The organism is Pseudobacteroides cellulosolvens ATCC 35603 = DSM 2933, assembly GCF_001262605.1.
Classification (GTDB): domain Bacteria; phylum Bacillota; class Clostridia; order Acetivibrionales; family DSM-2933; genus Pseudobacteroides; species Pseudobacteroides cellulosolvens.
This window is the reverse complement of record NZ_LGTC01000001.1, coordinates 48443-60908: the sequence shown is the minus strand read 5'-3', so window position 1 is coordinate 60908 and position 12466 is coordinate 48443. Positions and strand designations below refer to the sequence as shown.

Sequence of the window (12466 nt, the reverse complement as noted above, 5' to 3'; positions counted from 1 at the left end):
TATTAATTATTATACAATATATTTTGAATGGACAAGTTGAATTAAACTTTTTATTATATCATTATGATTATATTCATTAACAAGGTATAAATCTCCTCTGTCAATTTGTATAAACATAGAAATTTTATACTTATCTTTGTTATCCATAAGTGCACTTATTATATCTATTGCCTCAAGAGGCTTATTATATACATAAATCCATTGAGAAATATCATCCTCTGATTTTACTTCTTTTTGGAAAAAACTCTTTAAAAATCTTTTAATTTCTCCGGATTTACCTGACCACATGCTAACGGTTATTGACATAAAAAAATAGCCTCCCTGATTATAAAAATTTAAAAAATTGCAGTGCAAAATATACCATAATTTGTCGGACATAAACAAAGGGTAGTTTTCAATAACAAATAATCAATTAATTGGGCATAGCATGATAAGTCATGATCAAAAAATAATCATGTCTTAAGTAATATTAAACATAATCGATGAAAAACCCTTTATGTAATTTTTTCATGGCTTGTATAAGTCAGTATTATTGATAAATACTATAAGTAACAAAGTGACTTTTTTGCCTTAATGTCATTGTGAGAAATTACAGATCAAACCGGAGGAATACGAAATGCTACGATTAAAAACAACATTAATTCGAATATTTGCTGTATCACTAATTATTTCATTACCTATAACTGGCTGTGGAAGTAAAAATAACGGACAGACAGGACAACAGCAATCAGCCCAAAACGGGCAAAATAACGAAGAAGTACCAAAACAACTAACAGATATTGAAGAAAGTATAGAGAGCATTATTACTGCCCTTAAAGGTCCTTCTGTGCCAAAGGATGATGAAGGCTCCAAAAACACCGCCAACCCCAATGAGGAAGATAAGGAGAAAAACTCTCCAACAGATGAGTCCGGCAATAAAAACAATCAGGAGGGAGACAAAAAAAGCGGTGAAGGAAGTGACCAAGGCGGTGAAAGCAAAGATTCAGAAAGCCCAAGCCCTGCTCAAAACACTCCTTCTCCTAAAGAGGGTGATACCGGCAACAAACCCCAGTCATCCCCTGGAAAATCCCCACAGCAGGACCCATGGACAAAAATAACACCATTAGTTAATCGCCTTCATTATCAATGGAATGAACTTAGGCCAGATGCATCAAGCAAAGGTGCTTCAAGAGAACTTACAGACAACTTTAGCAATTCGCTCAACAATCTTACAAATACCATAATTACCAAAAACAAAGAAGGCACTCTCATGGCTTCAAACAAGCTTTACTCTTATATTCCTGACATTTTGTACCTATATAAAAGCAAAACTTCTCCCGAACTTAAAAGGGTTAAGTATTATACAAGGGATGCTGTTTTAAATTCATTAACACCCAACTGGTCTGTGGCAGAAGCAGATATCACAAGCCTCAAATCTTCCTTGTCTACATTTAAAAACACTACTGATAAGAAGCTTAATGAGGATGTCAGCAAGTTGGATTATTCTATTAGTGAGCTCGAAAAGGTTATCAAAGACAAAAATCAGCCTCTCATAGATATAAAAGGAAGAGTAGTACTAACAAACATAAATGCCTTGGAAAAAGCTTCTGAGAAGTAATTTCCCACCACATAAAGCAAATGGGCGTTTTATCAATCCTTGAAACGCCCATTACTATATAACACTTTTATTTTATATGGGGTGGATCTCCCCAACTACGTCACCTATGTGGTTAATTAACGGCGGTTTCCAGAGGCCTTCTATCTCATCAATCTCTCCAGCACCAATAATGCCAAGATTTATAAGCAAATTCAGTACCGCAGGCCCTAAAGCCCTCATACTTCCATCTTCAATCTTTAATGCTATTCCCGTTGCTTTACCGATTATACCTACACAAAAGACACCTTCATCCCCCAATTTACAAATAATTCTGCTGCCAAATTGTCTCATCAGTTCTGTATCGGTTCTGCCCTTACCTCCTACCATTTCAGGATACATAGTCATAGCACTTATCAAATAATTTTGGGACTTTATATATTTTCCATCCTTAAATCCTTCATTGCATAAATTAGCATATGCCAATGCCAGATTTTTAAGAGGTGCTGCAATAACAGGTACACCACAGCCATCAAATCCTTTGTGAACCATGGATGGCTCCATATTTGCAAACTCAGTAACAGTATTTAATGCCTCTTTCTGTACCATATGACTTTCTTTGTAATAATTCTCAATCCCATATTTTTTTGCTTTTGCTGCTGCTATAAAGCCTATATGTTTTCCCGAACAGTTATTATGTAAAACTGTTAATTTCTCTCCCGCGGCTGCTATTTTGCTGCTGGCCTCCTTGCTTATAGGCTCGTGGATACCGCACTTAAGAGCACTTTCACTTTCACCTATCTTGCCTAATATACCTCTTAAGGCACTTATATGTGTATCCTCACCAATGTGGGAAGAAGTTATGACAGCAATTTCCTTTAAATCCAGGCCGTATTTGTCAGCAATCCCAGTCTCTAGAAAATATAGTGTTTGCAGTGGTTTTGATGTGGATCTGAAAAATGTAAGTCTATTATGATCTCCAATACTACAGATAACTTGCCCATCAGCCCTTACTACAACTGCATCTCCATAATGAATGCTTTCAATAACTCCTGATCTTAGGACCTCAACCATTTTAACAGGCATTAAATAAACCTCCTGTCCATTATTTAAACTAATGTGTTTATGTTATAGTTGTAATATATCCATAAGCTGTACAAATTATTTCTTAAAAACAGATTTTTAAGTTATAATAATATTATTATTGATAGGGTAAGACATTAACAAATTTACAGGAGTACCTTAAATGACAGTTCTAGGTTTAATAGTAGAGTATAACCCATTTCACAACGGGCATCTATACCATTTGGAAGAAGCAAAAAGATTGACTGGTGCAGATTATACTGTATGTATAATGAGCGGTAATTTCATACAAAGAGGTGAACCTGCAATTATTAATAAATGGGCACGCACAAAAATAGCCCTTATGTCTGGTGCAGACCTGGTTATAGAGCTCCCTGTGGCATATTCCATGGCCAGTGCTGAATATTTTGCATATGGTGCGGTAAAATTGCTGGACAGCCTTGGATGTGTTGATTATATTTGTTTTGGAAGTGAAAACGGCAATGTAGGTGATTTGGAAATAATCGCAGATGTTCTTATTAAGGAACCTGAAGAATTTAAGAGTTATCTGCAGGAAAACCTTAGTAAAGGATATTCATATCCCCTATCCCGTGAAAACGCATTGGAAAATTACTTTAAGAATCACCTATACAAACCTGACATAATCTTAAACACACTATCGTCTTCCAATAATATACTGGGAATAGAGTATATAAAAGCAGTTAAAAGGCTAAACAGCAGTATAGAATTTCATACTATCAAAAGAGTGAGCAATAATTACAATAACGAAGAGGTTACAGGCAGTATATCAAGTGCAACAGCCGTTAGAAAATTTATAGATATCAACCATAACACAAATTCATTGGAAGATTTGGGGAACTTTGTACCTCCAGCAAGCTTAAATGTACTGATGGACGAATTTTCTGCCGGAAGGGGTCCGGTTTTTTCTCAGCATTTTGAAAACTATATAATAGGTCAATTACGTAAAATGAGCCTGGAAAATATCAAAAATCTCCCATATGTAAGCGAAGGACTTGAAAACAGAATCAAAAAGGCTGCAGATGAGTCAGGTTCCATTGAAAAACTCATCGATGAAATAGCTACCAAAAGGTTTACACGCACGAGAATACAAAGGATTGCCTTCAGTGTACTTACAGGTCTTAATAGGGAAATGTTCGAAACTTTCAACAGTTACGGCGGGCCTCAGTATGTAAGGATATTGGGATTTAATGATAACGGCAGAATGCTTTTAAAGAAGTTGAAATCAAGCTGTATGCTTCCTGTAATAACTAAGACTTCACAATACAAAAACTCGTGCAACCCACTATTAAGGAAAATGCTGCAACTAGAAGCAGTATCAACCGACTTGTATGTGCTAGGATATAGTAATCCCATTTTTAAGAAAGGCGGACAGGACTATACCCAAAATCCAGTCATTATAATTGATAAAGTATTATCAAATAATTAATCGGTCAATGAGAAATTGTTGTGCAATATACACCATATTTGACTTGGCATATATAAAACCCTGGGAGAGCTAGTCTCCCAGGGTTTATAAAAACCTGTTATATTCTTAATTATATTCTTAAACTTCCATTATAATCGGCAGAATCATAGGCTTTCTCTTTGTTTTTTCGTAAAGGTAATCTCTTAATGTATCTTTTATAATATTCTTCTTAGAAGCCCAGTCATTTTTCTTCTTCTCTTCACATTTTACAAGTGCCTGTTTTGTAACTTCCTTAACCTCTTCCATAAGGTTTTCAGACTCTCTTACATACACAAAGCCTCTTGAAATAATATCCGGCCCTGCAACTACATTTCCAGAATCACCTTCCAAGGTTATGACTACTACAATCAATCCATCCTGTGAAAGATGCTTTCTGTCACGAAGTACAATATTGCCTACATCTCCAACGCCAAGTCCGTCAACAAGAACCTTGCCCGATGCTACATTGCCATTTATTTTTGCAGAATCCTCAGTAAGCTCCAAAACCTTGCCTATATCCATGATAAAAATCCTCTCCATAGGCATACCTAGTTTATGGGCCAGGTTTGCATGCTGTTTCAAATGCCTGTATTCGCCATGCACAGGAAAAAAGAATTTCGGTTTTACAAGACTATGTATAAGCTTCAATTCCTCCTGACATGCATGACCTGATACATGTATATCCGCAAGGGATTCATAAATTACTTCCGCACCTTTTTTAAACAGGTCATTTATTACTTTCGAAATAAACTTTTCATTACCGGGAATTGGGTTAGCAGATATAATAACAAGGTCTCCCGGCACGATTTCAACCTTCTTATGCTCTGATGCAGCCATCCTTGAAAGTGCGGACATTGGCTCACCTTGACTGCCTGTAGTTATTATAACCAGTTTTTCCGATGGGTACTTATCGATATTGTCTATATCCACCATGACTCCTTCAGGCACATTTAGATACCCCAGAGTCATAGCAACCTTAACAACATTAACCATACTTCTTCCGCAAATAGCAACTTTCCTTCCAAACTTAACTGAGGCATTGATTACCTGTTGTACCCTGTGAACGTTAGATGCAAATGTAGCTACAAGTATTCTGCTTCTGGCATTCATAAATATCTCTTCAAAAGTATCTCCTACAGTCCTTTCAGACATGGTATATCCAGGACGTTCAACATTGGTACTATCTGCCATAAGAAGCAGCACGCCACTTTTACCAAGCTCTGCAAGCCTTGCAAAATCCATAGGCTCACCTTCAATTGGCGTGTAATCTATTTTAAAGTCCGAGGTATGAACAATAACCCCTACAGGAGTATGAACAGCAACTGCTACAGAATCAGCAATACTGTGAGTTGATCTGATGAATTCAACCCTAAATGCACCAAGTTCAATTGTTTGCCCCTGCATTACATTCTGCAGCACTACATCATTTATCATACCATGTTCTTCAAGTTTGTACTGGATAAGTCCTAAAGTAAGCTTTGTACCAAAAACTGGTACATTAATATCCCTAAGTACATAAGGAAGTGCTCCAATATGGTCTTCATGGCCGTGGGTTATGACAAAACCCTTCACCTTGTCTTTATTTTTAACCAAATATGAAACATCAGGTATAACTAGGTCAATTCCGAGCATTTCATCTTCGGGAAATGCCAAACCGCAGTCAATTACAATAATATCCTCGCCGTATTCAAAGGCAGTAATATTTTTACCAATTTCCCCTAAACCCCCAAGAGGAATTATCTTTAGTTTCTTTCTGTTTTTTGCCACAATTTAACCTCCAAATAATTAATAACTTTTAATATTATAGCATAATTAGTATTTATAAATCTAAGTTTTATTTTATAAATACACCAATACTATATGATTTTTATAATATATTTAATGCTTTAAAGACAAAATACATCCAAATATTGCTATAATATGTCCAATTGTTCCTTAATACTTTTTACATTCCATGATGATTGCTTACAGCTTTCAACTATTTCCTTATAAACATCCATAGTCTGATCCGCTATATATTCCCAATTGTATACTCTTCTAACCTTTTCAAGTGCTCTTCTTCCCATCTCCTCTGCCTTATCAGGATTAAAAAGAAGCTCAAGTATACAGTCAGCCAGAGAATTTGCATTTCCGGTGTATGCCTTCATGCCGTCTACTCCATGATGGACTATTTCACCCAATCCGCCAGTATCCGAAACTACTACAGGTACATCAGCCACCATACCTTCCAATGCCACTATGCCAAACGGCTCATAAAGGCTTGGAAACACTGCAATATCAGCAACTTTATACAACTGCAGCAAATCCTCATCACTTATATACCCGGTAAAGTATACTTTGTGTGATAAATTTTTTGAAGCAGTAATCCATTTCAAGTGATCCAACTGAGGACCTCTCCCTGCAATGATGAACTTGGTATCATAATAATGATGGAGTACCTTAGGTACGGCATCCAACAATACATGAGCACCCTTTTCATTAACAAGTCTGCCTACAAAGAATACTATTTTTTCATGGTCCATTGCATATTTTCTTCTAACTTCCAGATTCTTTGTATAGCCATTAAACTTATTTAAGTCAACTCCGTTAGGAATTATCCTTATTTTATCATCAGGAAGAGAAAATACGCTCTTAACCTCGTTTCTCATATAGTTGCTGTTTACTATTGCCCTCCATGATTCGTATCCAAGCCACCACTCAACACCACTGATATACCTTTGGATATCATTATGTATTCCCCAGTTTCTACCCGACTCAGTAGCATGAATTGTACAAACCAAAGGAATTGAATATGCATTCTTTATAGTCTTAGCTGCAAAAGCAACTATCCAATCATGAGCATGTATTATATCAAACTTTCCAATGTCATTAATAAGAGCTACAGCTCTTTCTGTCAAAGCAAAGTTCAAATGCAAAACCCAATCGACAAAATTGTATGTTCCTACATCATATGAATGAACTCTGTGAACTATAACATTTTTGTCCTTTTCCAATTCTTTAGTTCCAGGTTCACAAAAGGTTACTACGTGAACCTCATTATCTCTTTCTCCCAGTTTTTGTGCAAGATCATAAACAACTCTTGAAATTCCACCAACTATCCTTGGAGGGTATTCCCAAGAAAGCATTAATATCTTCATAATCGGCTCCTTTCAAAACTAGCCGGAAAATCTTCAATTATATTTATGAGAATAAAATGTTATATTAAAATAAACTTTTTAATATAATTAAAATTCCTTTATAAATATTTTGCGTATTTTATTTCAATTTATGTGTATAACTTTATTTAATATATGTTTTAATTAAAACAATTGATCTATTACACATTTAGTCCGTAAGTATTTAACCAAGGAAAAGATATATAATGTTTTATATTTATTGAATTTATACGGATATATTCTGTAAATATAGAAAAAATCCTTCTTTTAAAATACAATACTTATATTATGTAAGATAAAATTGCTTTTTTAATGTCTAGGAAATTATGGTGTATTCTACACCACAATTTCTCACGACAACTACCAAGGTTGCAAAATCGCAAGCGATTTTGTTCATATACATTATACAATAAAAATTAATATAGTAAAATAAGTCTTATTAAAATAATACTAAAATTCGATTAGCTTATGAATAAAATGTAAATAAAATGCAAACCATTTAATAGACAAAGGAGGAATAAAGATATGGATCATTCGAACACTCCAAATACATATAAGCTGCCTGAAAGCTACGGTGAAACCAAAATTGTACTTGTAGCCAGGGATCCCAATTGCCTTTTTGCATATTGGGAAATATCCGGAATAGAAACAAGACGTTTCATTGATGAGCTGGGGATTGAGTTCTGGCAAAAATCATCACCAGCATTAAAAGTTAAAAATCTATCCAATGGCAGCAATTTTATAATAGTAATTAATGATTATGCTAACAACTGGTATATTCATGTTGATAATATTAACAGTTTTTATGAGGTTGAATATGGAAGAAAAATTTCTGAACGATTCTTTATACCTATAGTTTCTTCCAACTATGTTCTGACGCCAAGTAATTCAGTCAGTAGTAGTGCTTCCTGTTATTTTATGGATTACAGGAATTTCTCCAAATCCGGCTTGGAAAAAGAAAGCAGGTATATTTATGAAATGCTGGACATGGAATCTTATTATAAAAATATTGGAATCAGCTCAATGGAATTTGCATTCAATTCAAAATTTGAACAATGCTTTGGAATAAGCTCCCTTGAGTTGTTTGGAAAGGAATGATAACTTTGCATAAAGGTCATGTTGCAATAGTACTCCATGCACATCTTCCATTTGTAAGACACCCGGAACACAAAGATTTCCTGGAAGAAAGATGGTTGTTTGAAGCTATTTCTGAAACTTATTTACCATTAATCCAATGTTTTGAGTCTCTATTAAATGAAGGAGTAGACTTCCGTATAACCATGTCCCTTACTCCTCCCCTATTGACTATGCTTACAGATACATTACTTCAAAACAGGTATATCGATCACCTTTTAAAACTTATTGACTTGACTGAAAAAGAAATACATAGAACAAAAAGCCAACCAGAATTCAATCATTTGGCTAAAATGTACAATAATAAGTTTAAAAGCGATTTGATTATGTTCAGGGACAAATGTAAATGTGACATTGTACAAGCTTTTAAAAAACTTCAGGATACAGGTAAATTAGAGATTATAGCATGTGCTGCTACCCATGGATATCTTCCAATTCTCAGCAATTCACCTGAAGCTGTAAACGCCCAAATAACAATAGGTGTTGACACTTATGAAAAGTTTTTCAAAGTTAAGCCAAAGGGAATGTGGCTACCGGAATGCGGTTATACTCCTATGGTCGAAAATTCTCTAAAACGAAACGGAATAGAATACTTTATCACTGAATCCCATGGACTGCTTTTTGCAAATCCCAAGCCAGTATATGGAACATTTGCTCCAATTGTAACTACAAACGGTATTGTAGCATTCGCCAGGGATATTGAATCTTCAAAACAGGTTTGGAGCTCTCATGACGGCTATCCCGGCGACAAGTGCTACAGAGACTTTTACAGGGATATTGGATATGACCTGGATTACGAATACATTAAGGATCATATATCTCCTGATGGTCACAGGATACAAACAGGTATAAAATACTACAGCATAACCGGTAAAACCAATGATAAATCTCCCTACAACCCTGATGCTGCAAAAGAAAAAGCAGTCTTCCATGCTGAAAATTTTATCGAAAACAGAGAAAAACAAATTCTTTGCCTGTCAAAGATCATGGACAGGCCACCCATTGTAGTGTGTCCCTATGATGCTGAGCTCTTAGGTCACTGGTGGTATGAAGGTCCCCATTGGCTATATTCAATGTTTAAAAAGATTCATACCAATCAAAGTGCTTTCAATCTCACTACATTAAAGGAGTACATGAACAACAACCCCATAATGCAAGTATCTGTTCCATGTGCATCAAGCTGGGGCTATAATGGTTACAATGAAGTTTGGCTAAACAGTTCCAATGACTGGATTTACAAGCACCTCCACAAGGGTGCTGAACGAATGACTGAATTGGCCAATGAAAATAAGATCGCCGAAGGTATAAAAAAAGAAGCACTAAACCAGGCAGCCCGTGAGCTTCTTCTGGCTCAAAGCAGTGATTGGGCTTTCATAATGAAGACAGGCACAATGGTGCAATATGCTGTCAAAAGGACAACTGACCATATTGGAAGATTTTTAAGGCTCTATCATGATATCAAGGAAAACAATATTGATGAAGAATGGCTTATGGATATGAAGAATAAGGATAATATTTTTCCTGAGATCGATTATAGAATTTATAAGACAATGTAAAGCCTGAATGAAAAAATAACTTCCGCTTTCTTCGCAAGTGTTGACGAGCTAAGTCAACACATAAGCGAAATTTATAGCGGAAGTTAATTTTTTGATCATGACTTGGCAGCAGAATCTTATCATATCCTTGCCCTATAGCATTCTCTTTGCACCTTCATAAGCAAGCTCAGAACGTTCGCACTCTTCATCGGTAAGAGTTACTTGATAGCACAAAGGACTTCCTTTCATTTTCTCAGATGCATAACACAAGCCGTTTGTCCTTATGTCAAGGAAGGGATGATCTATTTGTTCCGGGTCGCCTAAAAGAATTATTTTTGTGCCCATCCCAGCCCTTGTTATTATTCCCTTAACCTGCTTTGGTGTAAGGTTCTGTGCTTCGTCAATTATAACCCACTGCTTAACAATTGATCTTCCCCTTATAAATGCTATGGCTTCAGTATTTATGATTTTTCTGTCGAAAAGTTCATCTACTTTATCTTTAAGTTCTTTCTCACTTTTATAACGCTCTTCTTCATCATTATCAATTAACACTTCCAGATTATCTACAATTGGCCTTAAATAAGGTGCTATCTTTTCCTGTTCTGTGCCGGGAAGAAAGCCTATGTCCTCATCAAGTTTGACATTTGGCCTGCAAACCAGTATCTTTCTATATAGCTTGCTTCTATCAAGCATTATTTTTTGAAGCCCAACTGCAAGAGAGTAAAAAGTTTTTGCTGTACCGGCAGGCCCTTTTATTATAACAAGAGGTGCTTTATCTGCATCCATCATCAATGCTTCCTGCATGAACTTCTGTCCTGCATTCCTTGGCGTAACTCCAAAAGGCCTCTCCTGAAGGTACTTTAAAGCAACTATTTCCTTCCCGTCAAAACGGCCTAATGCCGTTTGCTTTTCATTTGTAGTAGAATGAATAATAAAAAACTGGTTGCAAATCTTCTCATCAAGATCTTTTTTACAGTAATCGGGAGAATAGCAAAAAACGTCATCTATACTCATTCTTCCCTTTTTATAAAATTCATTTATATTCTCCTCTGAGGCATAGACCTTAAGCCTGCCCTTATACTGCTCTTCGGATCCCGCAACCTGCTCAGCAAAAAAATCCTGAGCTACAATGCCAATTACATCGGCCTTAATCCTTTCAAATACATCCTTGGTTACAAGAAATACATTGTCACCCTTCTCCTTAAGTCCTTTGCAGAGTCTAAGGATCCTGTTGTCATTATTATCTTCCCAACCTTCAGGGAGCCTGCCTCCCAAGTCATTCATATAAACCTTAAGAGTACCGCCATTTTCCAGTTCAATTCCTTCATTCAAATTACCTTTACTTCTAAGCGAATCAATAAGCCTTGCAGTGTGCCTTGCATTTGCTCCTAATTCTGAATTTTCTTTCTTAAACTTGTCAAGTTCCTCCAAAACAATCTCCGGTATAACTATGGTATTATCACCAAAAGAATATAATGCATAGGGAGTTTGAAGCAATACATTGGTATCAAGTACATATGTTTTAGTCAATTAATACACCCCTTTGAATGCCTAATATTTTATCAGTATTAAAAGCAAACTTCATTTATTACTATTTATATCGGTCTTTTAATTATAAAGAATAAGCTTCCAGTTTGCAAATAACAAAATCGCTATCTCTATATTTCAAAATTCATAAAACACCATAATTCCTAAACATTCAAAAAATCACTATTGTCATCTTTTGTAACAGCTTTATGTAAACAATCATATACTGATATTAATCCTATAACCTAAAATACAAAATCATGAAATGATTTTGTCAACCTTAATGGTTGTCTAAGAAATTATGGTATAACATATACCATAATTTCTTAGACATTAATTAAACTAAGATTTCGGAGGGAATAGAATGAACATAATGAATAACAACAATTACAATGGTCCTAATGATTTATATCCGGTTTCAATGGAAATGCCCAAGCTTGCTCATGCCTATGTTCCTTTCCAGTATCTATCCTGCTTATATACACCTGAAGTGGGATTAAAGAGAGGAACTATTTTCCCTGAGCTCGACAGGCCCTATGGTGTAGATCCTGAATATACGGTTGATGCTTGATTGGAGGTATTGATATGGATACAAACCGTGATTGTCTATTGAAAGAAATTATGAGCGTAGATTTTACATCTATTGAACTTGGCTTATATCTAAACACACACCCTTGGGATCAGCGGGCAATAATGCTTTTTAACTCAAGTGTTTTAAAGTCAAGAATGCTGAGGGATAAATATGAAAAGATGTACGGTCCCCTAACCCAGCAAAGTCCTAACTACGGTAACACCTGGAAGTGGATTGACAGTCCATGGCCATGGGAGAAATAGTGTGTATTTGAATGTAGAATCAAAAAGGAGGCTTATCAATGTGGATTTATGAAAAAAAATTGGAGTATCCAGTTAAGATAGTAACCCCCAATCCAAGAATGGCAAAATATATTATTACTCAATACGGCGGGCCGGATTTAAGGTTTTTATAAACAAATTT

The 12466-nt window shown here is 35.6% G+C and carries 11 protein-coding genes and 1 pseudogene; 7 read left to right on the top strand and 5 right to left on the bottom strand.

Annotation, left to right across the window (positions count from 1 at the left end):
- Positions 1 to 9: 9 nt before the first annotated feature.
- Positions 10 to 306, bottom strand: coding sequence for a hypothetical protein (locus Bccel_RS00260; RefSeq protein ID WP_036939351.1), 297 nt, complete (start codon positions 304 to 306; stop codon positions 10 to 12).
- A gap of 310 nt (positions 307 to 616) precedes the next feature.
- On the opposite strand from Bccel_RS00260, the gene Bccel_RS00255 reads away from it, so the two are divergent.
- Positions 617 to 1597 carry an ICP22 family protein gene (locus tag Bccel_RS00255; RefSeq protein WP_036939349.1) on the top strand — a complete coding sequence of 327 codons (981 nt, stop codon included), beginning with the start codon at positions 617 to 619 and terminating at the stop codon, positions 1595 to 1597.
- Positions 1598 to 1669: 72 nt separating this feature from the next.
- Here the strand turns inward: Bccel_RS00255 and Bccel_RS00250 are convergent, their stop codons facing one another.
- Entirely contained in the window at positions 1670 to 2659 is a 990-nt protein-coding gene (locus Bccel_RS00250; protein WP_036939346.1) for an asparaginase, read from the bottom strand.
- A gap of 160 nt (positions 2660 to 2819) precedes the next feature.
- Here Bccel_RS00250 and Bccel_RS00245 point away from each other — a divergent pair, with 160 nt between their 5' ends.
- Positions 2820 to 4103, top strand: a complete 1284-nt coding sequence (locus Bccel_RS00245) for a nucleotidyltransferase (RefSeq protein WP_036939343.1) — start codon at positions 2820 to 2822, stop codon at positions 4101 to 4103.
- Between the two features lie 117 nt (positions 4104 to 4220).
- Here Bccel_RS00245 and Bccel_RS00240 read toward each other — a convergent pair whose 3' ends face one another.
- Entirely contained in the window at positions 4221 to 5888 is a 1668-nt protein-coding gene (locus Bccel_RS00240) for a ribonuclease J (protein ID WP_036939339.1), read from the bottom strand.
- Between the two features lie 146 nt (positions 5889 to 6034).
- A complete protein-coding gene (locus tag Bccel_RS00235) occupies positions 6035 to 7258 on the bottom strand; it encodes a glycosyltransferase family 4 protein (RefSeq protein WP_036939337.1) in 1224 nt (407 codons plus the stop codon).
- Positions 7259 to 7801: 543 nt separating this feature from the next.
- On the opposite strand from Bccel_RS00235, the gene Bccel_RS00230 reads away from it, so the two are divergent.
- Positions 7802 to 8374, top strand: coding sequence for a DUF4912 domain-containing protein (locus Bccel_RS00230; RefSeq protein WP_036939334.1), 573 nt, complete (start codon positions 7802 to 7804; stop codon positions 8372 to 8374).
- Entirely contained in the window at positions 8371 to 9966 is a 1596-nt protein-coding gene (locus Bccel_RS00225; RefSeq protein WP_322786997.1) for a glycoside hydrolase family 57 protein, read from the top strand. The genes Bccel_RS00230 and Bccel_RS00225 overlap by 4 nt, the downstream gene beginning before the upstream one ends.
- 132 nt (positions 9967 to 10098) lie before the next feature.
- Here Bccel_RS00225 and Bccel_RS00220 read toward each other — a convergent pair whose 3' ends face one another.
- Positions 10099 to 11475 (bottom strand): PhoH family protein, encoded by a 1377-nt coding sequence (locus Bccel_RS00220; protein ID WP_036939332.1) that lies wholly within the window; start codon positions 11473 to 11475, stop codon positions 10099 to 10101.
- A gap of 361 nt (positions 11476 to 11836) precedes the next feature.
- Here Bccel_RS00220 and Bccel_RS00215 point away from each other — a divergent pair, with 361 nt between their 5' ends.
- From Bccel_RS00215 to Bccel_RS00205, 3 genes and pseudogenes are all read left to right on the top strand, one after another.
- Positions 11837 to 12043 carry a spore coat associated protein CotJA gene (locus tag Bccel_RS00215; protein WP_152965880.1) on the top strand — a complete coding sequence of 69 codons (207 nt, stop codon included), beginning with the start codon at positions 11837 to 11839 and terminating at the stop codon, positions 12041 to 12043.
- Between the two features lie 14 nt (positions 12044 to 12057).
- Entirely contained in the window at positions 12058 to 12306 is a 249-nt protein-coding gene (locus Bccel_RS00210; protein ID WP_036939331.1) for a spore coat protein CotJB, read from the top strand.
- 38 nt (positions 12307 to 12344) lie between these two features.
- Positions 12345 to 12443, top strand: a pseudogene (locus Bccel_RS00205) (manganese catalase family protein); the annotation flags it as partial.
- Positions 12444 to 12466: the final 23 nt, after the last annotated feature.